The following is a 16,721-nucleotide window of genomic DNA, read 5'->3' as shown; positions in this document are numbered from 1 at the left end:
GATCAGTGTGGCGTGGTTGAGAGCGTGAAATCATCAAGGTAGAGCAGCATATCACGCTGCGGTGCCCATTCTGCCCCTGTGCCGCCGAAGAAGACGGCGAAGAGGAAGCGTTCGATCTGAAGGTTGTTGCTGTTACGGAAGTGTAGGTCGCGTTTATCCAGCACCTGTTTGCCATTCAGCCAAGTCGTGATAATGCCGTCGCGTTTGCCGGGGGTGTTGAGGCGCACCAGGGTTTTGATTTGATACCACTTGCCTTTTTCCACGGGCGGCATATCCCACACGAAGAAGTCGCCGAAATTTTTGGGTTGGTCGGGGTGGTAGACGTATTGCCCTAGTTTGCCGTCTTTATCCCACATCACGCGCACGCTCCAACCGTCGTTGCCATTGGGTTTTACGCCGCCGACGCGGGGTTCAAAACTGCCAATGCCGGGGAGTTTTCCGCCGCGCACGAAGTCGAAATTGTCGGGAAATTTTACCCAGTACGAGTAATACAGGCTGTCGAGTTGTGCACCGATGTGCGGTTTCCAGTTGGCGCAGTCTTTTTCGTTGATGCAGCCGGATGTGCCTTTGGGAATGTGGAGGCGTAAGGCTTGGCCTTGGGCGTTGCGGGCTTCTTGTTTGCCGACGATGCTGACGTTGTTTAAGCCCATGCTCCAGCCGGGGCAGTTCCAGTCGCGGAAGTAGTCCTTTTCGGTGTAATTGCCGGGGGTGTTCTGGTCGAAAGTGATGCGTAGCGGTTTGCCGGAGGTGAGCGGGGTGTTGCCGTCGCAAAAGGCGTTGCTGTGGAAGGCTTTGTAGTAAAGGTTTTCCCCGGCTTTGGTCGCGGCGTGGGCGGGGATTTGCATACTGTCGAGATACGTCCACACCGGGTGGGTGGGTGGGGGGCTGGGGTTGCCGTTGTAGAGTACCAGCACTTTGTCCCACGCTTTGTCGTGCGGGTTCCATTGCAACTTGGCGGCAAGCTCGAAGGGTTGTTGGGCGTTGGTCATGGGGATGGTGCGGACATCCTGCGGTGCTGCCAGCGCGGAGGCGGATAGCAGAATCGCAAGCAACAGGGGTAGGGTGATATATCTATTCATATTGGGGATTATAAACGTTTACGGGCAGAAAACGGTACAAGCCTTGTTCATGAGCTGAATGGTTAACGGTTTTGCCCGACGGTAACGGTGCGATTGCATAGCCGTCGTTGCCAATGGCAGTTATAATGCAGCGATTTTTAGCGTTGTGGGAAGATTTCCAGCATGAATCTGATTTCGCCATTCAAAGGTTTACGCCCTGCTCCGGGTCGGGCTGCCGAAGTTATTGCGCCACCGTATGATGTATTGAACTCCGCTGAAGCACGGCAGCAAGCCGCCGGTAAGCCGTGGAGCTTTTTGCATATTTCCAAGCCAGAGATTGATCTGCCTGAGGATACTGACCCGTACAGCGCTGCTGTGTATGCCAAAGCAGCGGAAAACTTAGCGCGTACTGTTGAGGCGGGATTGCTGGTGCGGGATGAGCAGCCGTGTTATTACGCCTATCGCCTGATTATGAATGGGCATACGCAAACCGGTTTGGTGGCGGGTGCATCGGTGGCTGATTACGACACCAACCGGATTCGCAAGCACGAATTCACCCGCCCGGTGAAGGAAGACGATCGGGTGTGCCAGATTGATGCGGTGAATGCGCAAACCGGTCCGGTGTTGCTGGTTTACCCGAATGCACCAGCGGTCGATGCGATTCTTGCAGCGGCTGCGCAAGCTGAGCCTGCATTGGATGTCACCGCAGATGACGGTATTCAACATACCCTGTGGGTCATTGATGAAGCTGACAGTATTACGCAACTGACGGCTGCCTTTAATGCCATGCACGCGCTGTACATTGCTGATGGGCATCACCGTTCGGCAGCAGCTTCGCGGATTGCGAAGATGCGTAATAATCAGCAAGGGTCGGATTATTTCTTATCGGTAATATTCCCTGCACACGAGATGAAAATCTTTGACTACAACCGCGTGATTAAGGATTTAAATGGTTTAGACCCCACCCAGTTCCTTGCTGCTATTGAAGAACATTTTGCGCTGGAACCTTCCGCTATGCCGGTGAAACCAGACGCCCCCGGTGTCTTTGGCATGTACATGGATAAGCAGTGGTTTAAACTGACGCTAAATCCTGAATTGATGCCCAATGATGACCCAGTAGCACGTTTGGATGTCAGCCGTTTGGCGCGTTATTTGATTGAACCCATCTTGGGGATTAGCGACCCGCGCCGTGATGACAGGATTGATTTTGTGGGTGGGATTCGTGGTTTGGCGGGTTTGGAAAAACGGGTGGATAGCGGTGAAATGGCAGTGGCTTTTTCGCTGTTTGCGACCAGTATGCAAGACCTGATGGCGGTGGCGGATAACAACGATGTGATGCCACCGAAATCCACCTGGTTTGAGCCGAAACTGGCGGATGGTGTGGTTTCTTACTTGTTGGATTAACCAACGGGCCGACAGAGTGGGCTAAATTTGCCCGCTCTGTTGCTTGTGTGTATCAGAATCCGCTTATATACTGGCGATATGAAACATACTAACACCAAGAGCAAACAAGCTCACCAAGTGAATGTTGGGCTGGATGTCTTCGGCAATGCCATCCCTGAAATAAAATCCGCACAGGTGGAGGGAACGGGCAAAGCCATCGCCATGCGTATTGTCAAACGTCATGACATGGTGCTGAAGCCTAGTCCTAAACGCGTGCGTGCAGCAACGCGGGTAAAAAAGTCCACTTCCCAAGCCTTAGTCACGGTGACACCGAATTTGTTGGAGCGTTTGATTCCATGGTGGGTGCAAGCGGCTAACAAATCGGTAGAACATCAGCCAACAGTGGACGGCGTGAGTGAACGGCTGGAACATGCATTCAAGCGTTTGCATCAGGAATTCAATGAGCGCGAGCAAAAACTTGAAGCGAAGATGAATGAGTTGCAACAGGTGCAGCAAACGCTGGCAGTGGCGAAACTCAAGCAACGTTTGTGGTTGTTTCCGGTGATCGTGTTGGCGGGAGCGGCAGGTGGTTACATGATGTACATCATGAGCAGTATGCAAGCTTCCATGATCACCATGTCGGGTAATATCAACACCATGAACGGGCACATTGGCACGATGGCAACCGATACCCAAGCGATGGCGCAAAGCACTCAGGCGATGAATCAGTCGATGTATTACATGAATAATAACGTCGCGTACATGAGTGGCAATGTGGCACAAATGAATCAAAAAGTTGGTACGTTGGCTCAGGCCGCTGCTCCTATGGGGGAGGCCGCTTCAACGGTTAGCCCCTTCATGAAAATGTTTAAGTCATTCATGCCATTCTAATGTAACAGTTTGCCGAGGCGTTCCCAACGTACTTGATTGCCTTGCGCAGAGAACCAGACTTGGCGGGCTTTACCGACCACATCTTGCAAGGGGACTGTACCAAAAAAGCGTGAATCGTTGCTATCGGTACGGTTATCTCCCAATACAAATACTTGCCCCGGTGGGATGTGCAATTCTGTCTGCGGTAATTGCTGTTTCTTATTGTTCCAGAAGACCTGCCAGCTTGTTGTTCCATCGGTTTCTGTTACCAATAAACCATCGGTGGTGGGTTGGGTGCGTAAACGCAACGGTTTACCATTGATAAAGACTTCCGCGCCTTTGATGCTGACCTTTTCCCCCGGCAAACCGATGATGCGCTTGATGTAATAGGTGTTGCGGGCGTTAGGGTAAATGAATACGGCAATGTCACCACGCTTGATCCCTTGCGTTGCACCGATACGGTTATAACGCTTGTCGACGAAAATCATATCAAGTTTCAGCACATTCGGTTCCATGCTGGAGGAGGGGACTAACATGCTCTCTACGGCGTGTTGCCGAATTTGCGCACTCAATAGCGGCAGTGCAATGACACTGCACACCAAAAATACCAAGAGATAAATACCACCACTTTGCCAGTTTTTCGGTACGTAATCGGGTTGTTGGCGAGCGCGACGCCACGCATTTATTACGCCATAAATCCAGAGAGCAATCAGTAAAACCAGACCAATAAACAGGGTGGGTGATGTCCAACTCACTGGCAAGTACAAAGCAACGACGGCAATCGCCGGTACGGTTAGCAACGCGAACCCTAGGAACAACCAGACGGCTTTGTGGAATTCGCCGTTATAAAGTTGCCCTAAACCCGGCAGGAGGGCGGACATGAGCACGGCTAATAGCGGTTTGCGGGGTTTGGTGACTGACGTGGCATCGGTTTGCATGGCGGCTTCCTGTTGTATTGGGAGTGAGTGTATACAGGGTTGGCAGGGAGGGTTACAGATTTTTGGCTATACGGTGACACATGGTTAATTTTTATTGAATGTGCGGTATTTAAGGTGAATAATCCATTCATTGGACATATTTCTATTATTAATTGGGGCTGTGAAGGGGTGCTGGATTGCCGTATTTTAAGTATTGGGGCAAGGCGAGGCCGGGGCTGGATGAGGCGGGGGCGCAATGGCATTTGTTGCCGTATCATTCTCTGGATGTGGCGGCGGTGGGGCAGGTTTTGCTACAACAACATGCTTTCTTGCGTAAACGCTTAGCAGAGTTGATGCAATTGCCCGAAGCAGATGCCATGTCATGGTGCGTATTTTTATTGGGTATTCATGACCTTGGGAAATTTGCCGAAAGTTTCCAGCAGTTGCGCCCGGATTTGCGCCAGCAATTTTGGCCTGATACCATCATCAAAAAGAAAAACTACAGTGTTCGTCATGATAGTTTGGGCGAAATGCTTTGGCAGCGATTTTTGAAAGATGAATGGCTAGAACAAGCCTCTGAATGTGAAGATTTCCTTGCAGATGCCATCAAATATTGGTTGCAGCCTGTGTTCGGTCATCACGGTTGGCCTCCTGATAAACACGAACCCCTCAAAAATCACTTCACTGACTTTGATCAAGCCGCAGCGTTAGCGTATTTCAATGATTGGCAACAACTGATAAGCCCGGATATTGAATGCGTAGTCAATGCTGGTGCTGACTCTGACTGGGTAAAGCAGCAAGCCAAAGTGAGTTGGATACTGGCAGGTCTTGCGGTGTTGTGTGACTGGTTGGGTTCTAACTATGCTTTGTTTACTTACCACGATGAACACATGGATTTGCCTCGGTATTGGCAAAATGTGGCATTGCCAGCGGCAGAGACGGCCATCAGAGCAGCGGGTTTGTTGCCCAAACCAAGGGTTGATCATCAAAACTTGCAAAGCCTATTCCCCTTTATCCAAGACCCGACTCCCTTGCAAGCATACTGCTCGACCGTACCGATCAGTGCTGAGTCACAACTGTTCATCCTCGAAGATGTGACGGGCGCAGGTAAAACAGAAGCTGCCCTGATGTTGGCACAGCGTTTGATGGAGGCTGGGCAAGCTGAAGGTGTCTATGTAGGGTTGCCGACGATGGCAACGGCGAACGCGATGTATGAGCGTATGACTGATGCTTACCTGCGCTTTTATGCAGAAGGTAGTCAGCCCAGTTTAATCCTTAGCCATAGCGCACGGCACTTATCGGAAAAGTTTCAGGAATCACTGTTGGCTGCACAGCGGGCAGAACAGAACTATGCCGATGAAGAAAATATTACGGCTCAGTGTAATCGCTGGTTAGCAGACAACCGTAAAAAAGCATTGTTGGCTGATGTGGGTATTGGCACGATTGACCAAGCCTTATTGGGCGTGATGCCTGCCCGTCACCAGTCGTTACGTTTGCTGGGTTTGCTCAACAAGGTACTGATTCTGGATGAAGTCCATGCGTATGACGCTTACACCAATCAACTGCTAAAAACGCTGGTGGAGTTTCATGCGGCATTGGGTGGCAGCATTATTTTGTTGTCGGCTACCCTGACCCAATACCAACGGGAAGCCCTAATTGCCGCTTTCTCTGGTAAGAAATACGCGGTCAAACCCTACACAGATAAAACCGATTACCCTTTATTGACCCGTGTTGCCAAGGATTTACCTCTTTTGGAGCAACCTTTACAGACTCGTGAGTCCGTGCGGCGAGCGGTGCAAGTACAGTTTTGCCATGATGAAAAAGCCGTATTGCAAACGATTCAGCAAGCGGTTGCATTAGGAAAAAGCGTTTGCTGGATTCGCAATACGGTGTCAGATGCCCGCGATGCGTGGCAGCAATTGGCAGGTTACGAGTGGATCGAAAGCGGTAAATTGCATTTATTCCACAGCCGTTATGCTCTGCATGACCGTTTGACGATTGAGCGGCAAGTACTTGATTATTTTGGCAAGCAATCCACCCCAGAACAACGTCAAGGGCGTGTATTGATTGCAACACAAGTGGTTGAGCAGTCGCTGGATTTGGATTTCGATGTGATGATTTCCGATCTTGCGCCTATCGACTTGTTGATTCAGCGGGCAGGGCGTTTGCAGCGGCACAGCCGTGATGCATTGGGCAAGCCACTCGCTCATGGGCAACTGGATCAGCGTGGTACGCCAACACTCACTGTCTTTTCCCCTGCGTTGACAGATGAACCCCAGCAAGATTGGTATAAGCAACTATTCCCGAAAGCCCACTTTGTGTACCCGCATACGCTGGTGTTGTGGCGTACCAGTCAGATATTGGCACGGATGCAAGGTTGGACAATGCCGGAAGACGCTCGACAGTTGCTGGAGTTTGTGTATGACGAAGCAGATGAGGGCATACCAGAAGCCCTGGCGGGTAGTACCCAAAAAGCCTTGGGCGAAACACATGCCAAGAAAGATATGGGTGATGCGTTGGCGTTGAAACTGGCATTAGGTTACACCGTCAACAGCCGTGCTTGGGATGAGGAGGTCAAGCTGGCAACGCGCTTGGGGGATGATACCCATACTGTTTACCTTGCTTGTTGGCAGGATGGTTTGTTGCGTCCGTGGGTGAGTGATGATCGCTATTGCTGGGATTTAAGCAGTGTGAGGGTGAGTTCCAAACAGTTGGAGAAAGTAGCAGTGATCAAGGATGTTGCCTTAGTTGCGGCACTGGAGCGTTTGCGGGAGACTGAAAAGCTGTTTGACCAGTACAGTGTGATTGTACCGTTAACCCACGAGGCTTCTGGTGAATCATGGGTTGGGAGTGCAATAGATTCCAGTGGTCGTGGCGTGATTGTCCACTACAATGAGGAGATTGGTTTATGGTTGGGATAGGCACATGAGCGTTTTTATCAAAAAATTACACATTAGGGGCTTCAAAAGTCTCGATGATCTCCGTGTGGAAAATATGGGCTGCTTTTCTGTCTTCGCGGGGGCGAATGGCAGCGGCAAAAGTAACTTCTTTGATGCACTAGACTTTGTTGGGCAGTTTATTCGCAATGGCGTAGAGGCGGCTGTGAACCAACAGGGCGGTTATCAGCATTTTCGACCTGCAAAACACCCTTATCCTAGTGCTGCTCCTAAATTCCGTTTTGTGTTGGTGTGTGAGTTGGGCGGCAAGCAATATCACTACACGCTGATATTGCACAATCTGGATAGCAAAGCAGGCATCGAAGAGCGTTTGCTCATCGACGGCAAAATATCGCTCTCAAGAAAATGGGGAGAAAATAATAAGCCCATTGTCGATGATAAAGAACAGAATTTATCCGAAAACCATTCGGCATTATTGTTGTACGACAATCTACCGTTACGGGAATTTCTGACAAATGTGCGAATTTACCGGATTCAGCCATTACGTGCTGCACAAGCTAACAGAGGTGCAGAGGATAGCTCAGTTTTACATCGTGACGGTGGCAATTTAGCTTCAGTCTTACAACGCCTAGAACGCGATAAAAATACTCGCGAACAGATTATAGAGTGGATGGAAATGGTTGTTTCTGGCTTGGAGAAAATATCCATTGGCAGGAAGAACCTTACCCAAACAACGGGTATTTCTTTTAAAGAGGTAGGTACAAAGGAGTCTTTTCCAGCCAATATGGTTTCTGATGGAACGATGTATCTGTTGTGCTTGTTGGTTGCTATTTTTGATGCGCCTAAAAAATACGGGATGATCTTGTTGGAAGAGCCTGAGCAGGGTCTTCACCCCAAAGCGATTCAGGAAATGGTTAACCTGATGCGTGAATCTGCTCATGAACGTAGCCCTGTCTGGATAACAACCCACAGTGAGGCCATTGTGAGGCAGTTACAATTGCATGAGTTTTGGATGGTCAACAAGCATTTGGGACGTACTACCTTGAAACATGCCTCGGATGGTCGTTTGACAGATGAGGATCTTGCGCCGCTGAGTTTGGATGAGTTATGGCTCTCCAATCTGTTTGATGGAGGTGTGCCGTGGTAAAAGCCAGTTTTATCGTCGAAGGGCAAACTGAAATTGAATTGGTACGCAGCGATTATTTCAAGAAATGGCTCATGCAATATTGTGGCATTGAACTCATTGGCAACCCAAAGGATGGCAACTGCAAAGGGAAAGGCAATATGTGCGCCGCGAAACTGGAGGCATTGGCAGAAAAAATTCGTAAGCAGGATGCACCCGATGTGATTGTCGTTTTAGCCGATCTCGACCCTGATGCTGATGTATTGTGCATCACTGAACGTAAAAAACGGATAGGTAGTCGCCACATTGATCTGGTGGTGATTGCACGTAATGCGCTAGAGGCGTGGTTTCTAGCAGATACTGAAGCAATGCGCTCGTGGTTACGTGATGGTCAGTTTTATGAACCTGTGCCAGAAAGTCATATGCAGCCTTGGGATGCGTTGAAAAATTATGGCAAAGCAGCCAATCGTGGCCCCGGTTCAAAACCCGGATTCGCCCGTAAATTTATCCGTGATCAACGCTTTGATCTTGAACGTGCTGCCAGTCATGAGAATTGTCCCAGCGCAAGTTATTGTGTTGAAAAACTAAAACAGTTGGGAAATAAAGGAAAGTCATGAATCTTTTGACCGATGTTTGGTTAAATGTACAAACGCCTATTCAAAATCGACAAAAAGTCACTATCAGTGAAATTGGCAACCCCGATTATATTGATCTCTATGCTCCCCGTGCCGATTTCAAAGGTGCGTTATATCAGCTTTTAATCGGTTTACTGCAAACCACATTTGCACCCGCTGACCGCAAGGAGTGGGTGAAATACTGGAAAAAACCACCGACAGGGGCAGAACTCTCCGCTGCATTTACTGGATTTGAAGCCGCTTTTAACATGGATACCGCAAACGGCAAATCCGCTTTTATGCAGGATTTTGATTTACCTGAGGGGGCAGAGAGCGACATAGCAGGGTTGCTTATCGAAGCTCCGGGTGAGAATACGATTAAAAACAATCAAGATCATTTCATCAAAGATGGAGCAGTTGAGAATATTTCACCGTATTGGGCGGCGATTGCTTTGTTTACACTGCAAATTAATGCACCTGCTGGAGGGCAGGGGCATCGGGTTTCCTTGCGGGGTGGTGGCCCATTGACGACCTTGGTATTGCCGCCCGATAAACCCGAATACAACACGCTTTGGCATCGCCTGTGGTTGAATGTGTTGACGCAGGATGAAATGTTTGAGCTGCAAGGTAATAGCAGTTTGGAAGGTCATAGTGCCATTTTTCCGTGGATGGCTAAGACTCGTGTCAGTAAAGACAAAGGTTCAGAAACCTATCCCGAACATGCGCATCCGTTACAAATGTATTGGTCTATGCCGCGCCGTATCCGTCTGCATTGGGGTGGCACGGGAGGAATGTGCGATATTAGTGGTGAAACCAGCGATACGTTGGTGAGTGCATACCATACCCAAAATTACGGCGTGAATTATGCCGGTTCATGGGCGCATCCATTGACACCGTATGCTTCCGAAACGGGTAAAGAATCCTACTCGATTAAAGCACAACCCGGTGGCTTAGGTTATCGGCATTGGCTGGAATTGGCAGCCGTGAATGAAGACGGCAATAAAAAACGCGCAGCCGCCTTGATTGTACAAAAATACCGTGATGATTCGCGTCGAAGTTGGATAAAGGGTGGATTTGAAGCAAGGTTATGGGCGTTCGGTTATGACATGGACAATATGAAAGCGCGTTGTTGGTATGAAGCTACCATGCCGCTTTACGATATTGAACCTGCCGCTTATGAAGATTTGCAACATGCCGTCAAGGTCATGCTGAAAGCAGCAAGCGATACCCTGAATGCGGTCAAAAGTGCGATTAAAACCGCATGGTTTGCTAATCCGAAAAACGACCAAAATGCCAAAAAATTCAATGAAAAAGCAGTCGATATTGATGCCAACTTTTGGGCTGGGACAGAAAGCGCATTCTATTCACTCTTAAAACCGCTAATAGTTGCTGTTAATGAAGGCAATGAAGATAACATTCCCCCGATTCTTCAGGAGTGGGGCAAAACTTTGAAGCATTTTGCCTTCCAGCTATTTGATGATTACGCTTTGACCAGTGCCAACGAAGATGGTGATTTAAAGCGGGTGATTAAAGCTCGTCATGGTAAAGCAATCAAGAAAACAGAGACTGGTAAGCAAGTAAAAGGTGATGGTTTAGCCTACTTCCTCGACGTGGCATTAAGACATCTAAAAGTACAGGAGTCCGTTTAATGAGTGATAAACCGTGGTTTTTGGTATTAAGAAATACGCAGGAACAATACGCCATTTTCAATTGGTGGATAGGATTGGAACAACGTAAAGGAGAGCGGGCTGCTTTGAAACGCTGTGATAGTATCAATGTTGCTATGGAACAAATAGGCTTTCATCGTTTGCAGTTTGCGTTACGGCAGTTAGGACTCAAGGTTTTTCCAGAGGCAATTGCTAGCGTTGCGTGTGTGTTAGTACATATTAAAATACCCAACTCCGTATTAGAGGCAAAGGTGGAGGAACGTTTTGAAAAACTCATGCAAGAGCGTAAGACACGATTGGCAATAGAAATGGGTGCTGAACGGGATAGTGGTGCGAAGAAGCCCGTGATTAGCGAGTTACGCTTTCAGCGATTACTACAAGCCAACAGCCAAGATGATGATGACTTTCTCGAAAAGCTGCGTCGTATTGCTAAACACTTAGATAAGAAAATCAATCCCATCTATTTGGCCGATGATATTTTTTACCGCTTTAGAGCGTTGAAAAAACCTGATGAGTACCGTGGCGAGAAGAGCTTTCAATTCAAACTCGCCAAAGACTATTACCAAGAAATATTTACTTACCAACAAGACAAATAAGGAGCTTGATTGTGTCGCAATTTATTCAACTGCATTTACTGACTGCTTATCCACCTTCCAACTTGAACCGCGATGATTTGGGTAGGCCAAAAACGGCATTAGTTGGTGGTACGGAGCGTTTACGGGTTTCATCGCAAAGTTTAAAACGTGCATGGCGTACTTCCCCTGCATTTGAAGAAGGTGCATTGAGTGGATGGAAAGGCATTAGAACCAAACGTTTCGGGCATGATGTTTATAATCACCTGATTACTAAAGGTGTTAAAGAAAAAGCTGCCGAAAAATGGGCAGAGAAAATAGTCAGTAAGTTTGGTAAGGTTGAGGCACATAAAATCTTCAAGGCTCATCTGTCGCAATTAGTGCATATCGCGCCTGAAGAGCAGCAAGCAGCCTTGGATTTGGCTGATCTAGTAGCCACAGAAAACCGTGAACCAACCGATAAAGAAGTGGATTTGCTGCGTCAACGCCCTAAAGCGGTAGACATTGCGATGTTTGGACGTATGTTAGCCGATGACCCCTTGAAAAATGTTGAGGCAGCGGTGCAGGTTGCTCATGCGATTACTGTCAATTCGGTAAAGATTGAAGATGATTTCTTCACTGCGGTTGATGATCTGAATAAGCATGATGAAGACGCTGGTGCAGGTCACATGGGTGAAGCGGCTTTTGGTTCGGGTATTTTTTACTTGTACCTGTGCATCAACAAAACGCAGTTGGTGGATAATTTGCAGGATGAGGCATTAGCCAATCAAGCGATTCAAGCCTTAGTGGAAACTGCCGCGAAAGTTTCCCCGACGGGCAAACAAAATTCATTTGCCTCCCGTGCTTACACATCGTACTTGCTGGCAGAAAAAGGGACACAACAACCCCGTTCTTTGTCGGTTGCCTTCTTGAAAGCAGTCAAGGGTGATGATCCGATGAGTGCTGCAATTAGCGCACTTGAAATGCAGCGGGAACGTTTTGATGCGGTTTATGGTGCGTGTGCCGATGCTCATCACAGCATGAATGCCCAAAAGGGTGAAGGTAGTTTAAACGCCATTCTCCAATTTGTTGCGGAGTAAGTATGCGGGATTATCTGGTATTCCAGCTTTATGCGCCGCTGGTGTCATGGGGCGATCAAGCAGTGGGGCAGGAGCGCCCGACGGCTGACCACCCTTCGCGTTCTGCCTTGCTGGGTTTGTTGGGTGCTGCGTTGGGTATTGAGCGTGACGATGAGGCACAACATCAGCAACTCAGTGATGCTTGTCATTTTGCCGTTAAGCTCTATACGCCGGGGTTAGCACTGCGCGATTTCCATACCGCGCAAGTGCCACCGCAGAATAAAAAAGCCAAGCATTTAGCTACCCGTAAGGATGAATTGTCTGAACCGAAATTAGGGACAATTTTGTCTTTTCGCAGCTACCAGCAGGAGAGTTTGAGCGTGGTTGCGGTTTGGTTGGAGGGGCAAAGCACATACGATTTAACTCAACTGCAACAAGCCTTGCAGCAGCCGCATTACCACTTGTATTTGGGGCGTAAATCTTGCCCGCTTGCAGTGCATTTAAATCCGCTGATTTTTAAAGTGACTAACTTTGAGCAGGCGTTAGACCAATATTCGATTGATGGCTGTTTATTCGGATTGTTCAAAGATAGTCAGCCTCGTTACTACTGGGAACAAACGGCTGGCTGTGAAACGGAGCTAAAGGCAACCTATCGTGTACCCCGTTATGACCAGCCATTAAGCCGTGCGCGTTGGCAGTTTGTCAGTCGTGAAGAGCATGTGTTGTTAACAGCGGGGAAAAGTTGATGTATTTAAGTAAAGTTGAGTTTGTACGCTCCCGTTGGCAACGCATGGTTGAAGTGTTGAGTCAGGTCGATAAAAATCTGTTTTACGAGCATCAGATGATTTGGGATTTGTTGCCAAAGGATGAAACAGCAAAACGGAATTTTATGTACCGGCGCACGGATGAGGGTGATCTGCCTTTTTACTATCTGTTGTCGGAACGTGAGCCAGAAGTGAAGGTTGATTACCTGAATTGTTCCAGCCGTTTGTATGAGCCAACGTTGTCAACAGGAGATAGCTTGCAATTCAGTTTGCGGGCTAATGCGGTGAAAACACTTCAACGTCCAAAGGAGATTAAACAGCGTAAACGGGTTGGTTTGCTGAAGTCGGATGAATTGCACGATTGGTTATTGACGCAAGGTGAAAAAGGTGGTTTTCAGCTTCAGTCAGAATCTTTGGTTGTCGAGAACACGCAAATTCATGAAGTGATCAAGCCGGGTGATCCCAATCGCCGTACCTTCACCAGTGCGGATTTGCGGGGCATATTGCAAGTGACAGATGCTGAAGTGTTTATCCGTGAAGTGTTATTCAAAGGTTTGGGGCGTTCTAAAGCCTTCGGTTGTGGTCTTATGTTAATTCGGAGAGCGTAATCATGGCTGACACCCCCTACCTCCCGCTCAAACCGCTGATGATGAAAGACCGCGTGTCGATGATCTTTCTGCAATACGGGCAGATTGATGTGAAAGATAATGCCTTCGTGCTGATTCAGGAGAATGAGGTGCGTACCCACATTCCGGTGGGGTCGATTGCGTGCATTATGCTCGAACCGGGGACGCGGGTTTCTCATGCGGCAATCAAGCTGGCGGCGGAGGTGGGGACGTTGTTGGTGTGGGTGGGTGAGGCTGGGGTGCGGGTGTATTCGTCGGGGCAACCGGGCGGGGCGCGTTCTGAGCGTTTGCTGTATCAGGCGAAGTTGGCGTTGGATGATGAGTTGCGCCTGAAAGTGGTGCGCAAGATGTACGAAATCCGCTTCGGTGAGGCGGCTCCGGCAAAGCGTAGTGTGGAGCAGTTGCGTGGCATTGAGGGGGCGCGGGTTCGCAAGACGTATGAGTTGCTGGCGAAGAAATACGGGGTGGAGTGGAAACGGCGCAATTATGACCCGGAAAATTGGGATATGAGCGATGTGCCGAATCGGTGCATGAGTGCTGCGACGGCGTGTTTGTATGGGATTACCGAGGCGGCGGTGTTGGCGGCGGGGTATGCGCCTGCGATTGGGTTTATCCATTGGGGTAAGCCGTTGTCGTTTGTGTATGACATTGCGGATGTGTTCAAGTTTGATACCGTTGTGCCGATAGCATTTAAGATTGCGGCGAAGAATCCGCGCAACCCTGATCGTGAGGTGCGCTTGGCGTGTCGGGATGCGTTTCGGGCGCAGAATACGCTGGCGAAAATTATTCCGGTGATTGAGGAGATTTTGGCAGCAGGCGAAATCAAACCGCCGGAAATGCCGCCGGAGTCTGTGCCGCCTGCGATTCCGCCTGCTGAGTCGTTGGGCGAGGCGGGGCATAGGAGTAAATGACGTGTCGATGTTGGTGGTTGTGACGGAAAGTGTGCCTCCTCGCTTGCGTGGGCGGTTGGCGATTTGGTTGTTGCAGGTGCGGGCGGGGGTGTACGTGGGCGATGTGTCGCGGCGGGTGCGGGAGATGATCTGGCAACAATGCACCGAGCTGTGCGATGAAGGCAATATCGTGATGGCGTGGGCGACCAATACCGAGTCGGGTTTTGATTTTCAGACAACGGGCAAAAATCGGCGTATTCCGGTGGATATGGATGGTTTGCGGCTGGTGTCTTTTTTCCCTGAGGCGGGTGAAAATGCTCTTTAACAATATACAAAAATTAGGCGATAAAATCGGTAGATTTCGGAAGGCTGTTTTTTCTTTTTCGATTCAATGAAGTAGAATTGGTGTGTTCCCCGCGTCTGTGGGGATGAACCGACACTGACTTTGCGAGCGGCTTCACTGATTTGGTGTTCCCCGCGTCTGTGGGGATGAACCGCAAGCAATCACGCTGTTGAGTCTGCCAGTCCTGTGTTCCCCGCGTCTGTGGGGATGAACCGGATGCAGCAGTGGCATTGACCAGTGTGCCTTCGTGTTCCCCGCGTCTGTGGGGATGAACCGAGCTATAGCCGGGGTGTGAATCCGCAAGAGCAGTGTTCCCCGCGTCTGTGGGGATGAACCGCCAGTAAACGCCATCTTTAGGTTGCGCCGACGGTGTTCCCCGCGTCTGTGGGGATGAACCGGTCTGGAAAGACCTGACTGATTACCGCCGTAAGTGTTCCCCGCGTCTGTGGGGATGAACCGTCGGCAATTACAGGGGCGCGATTCAGTACCACGTGTTCCCCGCGTCTGTGGGGATGAACCGCTGCATGAAACGCTCGCGGTTCATCTCGTAAGTGTTCCCCGCGTCTGTGGGGATGAACCCGAACAAGCCGCGTTTCATGCTGCGGTGCAGGTGTGTTCCCCGCGTCTGTGGGGATGAACCTAGTATTTTTAAATTCGCCACAGTTTAGCAGGAAGTGTTCCCCGCGTCTGTGGGGATGAACCGGTGCAGTTGATTAACCCGCAATACGGTGATCAGTGTTCCCCGCGTCTGTGGGGATGAACCGTTTGAGGATTTTGCGGATAGACTGACCAAGACGTGTTCCCCGCGTCTGTGGGGATGAACCGCGGTTACGTTGGAGCCGCCATAAGCGTTGCCAGTGTTCCCCGCGTCTGTGGGGATGAACCGACCAGCTACGCCACCAACGCGAACCCGACTACGTGTTCCCCGCGTCTGTGGGGATGAACCGTTTACGACCCCCACCTGTGCGCCAGCCATCCTGTGTTCCCCGCGTCTGTGGGGATGAACCGGCAATGTCGGCAAATGCCGAAACAATGTCGGCGTGTTCCCCGCGTCTGTGGGGATGAACCGCCCCTCTGTTATTTAGCCACACCGCCATACTAGTGTTCCCCGCGTCTGTGGGGATGAACCTGTTGATTCCAGCAACTCCAGCAAGGGCGTATTGTGTTCCCCGCGTCTGTGGGGATGAACCCGACCTCAAACACATTTCCTACCACACCGTCGGGTGTTCCCCGCGTCTGTGGGGATGAACCGCTGGTGCGGGTTTACCGGGCAGGCGGCTGCTTGTGTTCCCCGCGTCTGTGGGGATGAACCGCCGAAACGATTGGCAACCGCATCCGCGAACGCGTGTTCCCCCGCGTCTGTGGGGATGAACCGATGCACGGCAGGCTTGTCCTCATGAATGCAAAGTGTTCCCCGCGTCTGTGGGGATGAACCGTAACAGCCGCAGCTATTTCCTACCCAGTCGCCGTGTTCCCCGCGTCTGTGGGGATGAACCGCAGTGGGGTATGTTCGGCGAAGATGGCATCCGGTGTTCCCCGCGTCTGTGGGGATGAACCGCTGGATTCTTTCCACATCACTGCTTTGATGAGGTGTTCCCCGCGTCTGTGGGGATGAACCGGCGTGGCGAAAGAAGCAGGCAGGGTCACTGAAGTGTTCCCCGCGTCTGTGGGGATGAACCGGCGCGAATATTCCCGATGTTGCTCTATCTGGCGTGTTCCCCGCGTCTGTGGGGATGAACCGGTTTACACCTTGCGCAACATCTGGATAGCCAGGTGTTCCCCGCGTCTGTGGGGATGAACCGGCGATAACTGCCTGCGCGGTTAACTCGCCCCGTGTTCCCCGCGTCTGTGGGGATGAACCGCGCTCGGTTCCCGTTAGCACGATACCTACTCCGTGTTCCCCGCGTCTGTGGGGATGAACCGATGGATTCCCCACTTC

14 protein-coding genes and 1 CRISPR repeat array (1 of these 15 cut by a window edge) are annotated in these 16,721 nt (G+C 50.2%); of the genes, 12 read left to right on the top strand and 2 right to left on the bottom strand.

Features of this window, described 5'->3' with window-relative positions; translation table 11 throughout:
• Window positions 1–2: 2 nt before the first annotated feature.
• On the bottom strand, window positions 3–1,079 hold the full coding sequence (locus tag QJT81_14085) for a hypothetical protein (GenBank protein WGZ92952.1): 1,077 nt from the start codon (window positions 1,077–1,079) through the stop codon (window positions 3–5).
• A 162-nt stretch (window positions 1,080–1,241) separates the two neighbouring features.
• Here QJT81_14085 and QJT81_14080 point away from each other — a divergent pair, with 162 nt between their 5' ends.
• Window positions 1,242–2,462 (top strand): DUF1015 domain-containing protein, encoded by a 1,221-nt coding sequence (locus QJT81_14080; GenBank protein WGZ92951.1) that lies wholly within the window; start codon window positions 1,242–1,244, stop codon window positions 2,460–2,462.
• Window positions 2,463–2,540: 78 nt separating this feature from the next.
• A complete protein-coding gene (locus QJT81_14075; protein WGZ92950.1) occupies window positions 2,541–3,332 on the top strand; it encodes a hypothetical protein in 792 nt (263 codons plus the stop codon).
• On the opposite strand, the gene lepB is transcribed toward QJT81_14075, so the two are convergent.
• Window positions 3,329–4,249: a signal peptidase I gene (gene lepB / locus QJT81_14070; GenBank protein ID WGZ92949.1), complete on the bottom strand. Its 921-nt coding sequence runs from the start codon at window positions 4,247–4,249 to the stop codon at window positions 3,329–3,331. The two genes, QJT81_14075 and lepB, sit on opposite strands and share 4 nt — an antisense overlap.
• Window positions 4,250–4,425: 176 nt before the next feature.
• Between lepB and cas3 the strand changes: the two genes are divergently transcribed.
• The 10 genes from cas3 to cas2e are packed head-to-tail and all read left to right on the top strand — an operon-like array spanning window position 4,426 to window position 14,764.
• Window positions 4,426–7,149: a CRISPR-associated helicase Cas3' gene (cas3, locus tag QJT81_14065; GenBank protein WGZ92948.1), complete on the top strand. Its 2,724-nt coding sequence runs from the start codon at window positions 4,426–4,428 to the stop codon at window positions 7,147–7,149.
• Between the two features lie 4 nt (window positions 7,150–7,153).
• Window positions 7,154–8,272 carry an AAA family ATPase gene (locus tag QJT81_14060; protein ID WGZ92947.1) on the top strand — a complete coding sequence of 373 codons (1,119 nt, stop codon included), beginning with the start codon at window positions 7,154–7,156 and terminating at the stop codon, window positions 8,270–8,272.
• Entirely contained in the window at window positions 8,266–8,865 is a 600-nt protein-coding gene (locus QJT81_14055; protein WGZ92946.1) for a hypothetical protein, read from the top strand. The genes QJT81_14060 and QJT81_14055 overlap by 7 nt, the downstream gene beginning before the upstream one ends.
• Window positions 8,862–10,511, top strand: a complete 1,650-nt coding sequence (casA, locus tag QJT81_14050; protein WGZ92945.1) for a type I-E CRISPR-associated protein Cse1/CasA — start codon at window positions 8,862–8,864, stop codon at window positions 10,509–10,511. The genes QJT81_14055 and casA overlap by 4 nt, the downstream gene beginning before the upstream one ends.
• On the top strand, window positions 10,511–11,125 hold the full coding sequence (casB, locus tag QJT81_14045; protein ID WGZ92944.1) for a type I-E CRISPR-associated protein Cse2/CasB: 615 nt from the start codon (window positions 10,511–10,513) through the stop codon (window positions 11,123–11,125). Before casA ends, casB begins: the two co-directional genes overlap by 1 nt.
• 11 nt (window positions 11,126–11,136) lie before the next feature.
• Window positions 11,137–12,180 carry a type I-E CRISPR-associated protein Cas7/Cse4/CasC gene (cas7e, locus tag QJT81_14040; protein ID WGZ92943.1) on the top strand — a complete coding sequence of 348 codons (1,044 nt, stop codon included), beginning with the start codon at window positions 11,137–11,139 and terminating at the stop codon, window positions 12,178–12,180.
• A 2-nt stretch (window positions 12,181–12,182) separates the two neighbouring features.
• On the top strand, window positions 12,183–12,905 hold the full coding sequence (gene cas5e / locus QJT81_14035; GenBank protein ID WGZ92942.1) for a type I-E CRISPR-associated protein Cas5/CasD: 723 nt from the start codon (window positions 12,183–12,185) through the stop codon (window positions 12,903–12,905).
• Entirely contained in the window at window positions 12,905–13,531 is a 627-nt protein-coding gene (gene cas6e, locus QJT81_14030) for a type I-E CRISPR-associated protein Cas6/Cse3/CasE (GenBank protein ID WGZ92941.1), read from the top strand. Before cas5e ends, cas6e begins: the two co-directional genes overlap by 1 nt.
• A 2-nt stretch (window positions 13,532–13,533) precedes the next feature.
• The gene (gene cas1e, locus QJT81_14025) at window positions 13,534–14,460 is read left to right on the top strand and encodes a type I-E CRISPR-associated endonuclease Cas1e (protein WGZ92940.1); all 927 of its coding nucleotides are present in this window, start codon (window positions 13,534–13,536) and stop codon (window positions 14,458–14,460) included.
• Window position 14,461: 1 nt separating this feature from the next.
• Window positions 14,462–14,764, top strand: a complete 303-nt coding sequence (cas2e, locus tag QJT81_14020) for a type I-E CRISPR-associated endoribonuclease Cas2e (protein ID WGZ92939.1) — start codon at window positions 14,462–14,464, stop codon at window positions 14,762–14,764.
• An 82-nt stretch (window positions 14,765–14,846) separates the two neighbouring features.
• Window positions 14,847–16,721: a CRISPR direct-repeat array (repeat unit 29 nt; unit sequence GTGTTCCCCGCGTCTGTGGGGATGAACCG) (it continues 2,363 nt past the right edge of the window).

This window comes from Candidatus Thiothrix putei (assembly GCA_029972225.1).
Classification (GTDB): domain Bacteria; phylum Pseudomonadota; class Gammaproteobacteria; order Thiotrichales; family Thiotrichaceae; genus Thiothrix; species Thiothrix putei.
Note: the sequence above shows the minus strand (reverse complement) of the source record. Positions and strands in the feature narration are given on the sequence as shown.

Coding starts and splice junctions, on each gene's coding strand:
- QJT81_14085 (WGZ92952.1), bottom strand. CDS start 1,079: ATGAATAGATATATCACCCTACCCCTGTTGCTTGCGATTCTGCTATCC.
- casB (WGZ92944.1), top strand. CDS start 10,511: ATGAGTGATAAACCGTGGTTTTTGGTATTAAGAAATACGCAGGAACAA.
- cas5e (WGZ92942.1), top strand. CDS start 12,183: ATGCGGGATTATCTGGTATTCCAGCTTTATGCGCCGCTGGTGTCATGG.
- casA (WGZ92945.1), top strand. CDS start 8,862: ATGAATCTTTTGACCGATGTTTGGTTAAATGTACAAACGCCTATTCAA.
- cas1e (WGZ92940.1), top strand. CDS start 13,534: ATGGCTGACACCCCCTACCTCCCGCTCAAACCGCTGATGATGAAAGAC.
- QJT81_14080 (WGZ92951.1), top strand. CDS start 1,242: ATGAATCTGATTTCGCCATTCAAAGGTTTACGCCCTGCTCCGGGTCGG.
- QJT81_14060 (WGZ92947.1), top strand. CDS start 7,154: ATGAGCGTTTTTATCAAAAAATTACACATTAGGGGCTTCAAAAGTCTC.
- cas6e (WGZ92941.1), top strand. CDS start 12,905: ATGTATTTAAGTAAAGTTGAGTTTGTACGCTCCCGTTGGCAACGCATG.
- QJT81_14075 (WGZ92950.1), top strand. CDS start 2,541: ATGAAACATACTAACACCAAGAGCAAACAAGCTCACCAAGTGAATGTT.
- lepB (WGZ92949.1), bottom strand. CDS start 4,249: ATGCAAACCGATGCCACGTCAGTCACCAAACCCCGCAAACCGCTATTA.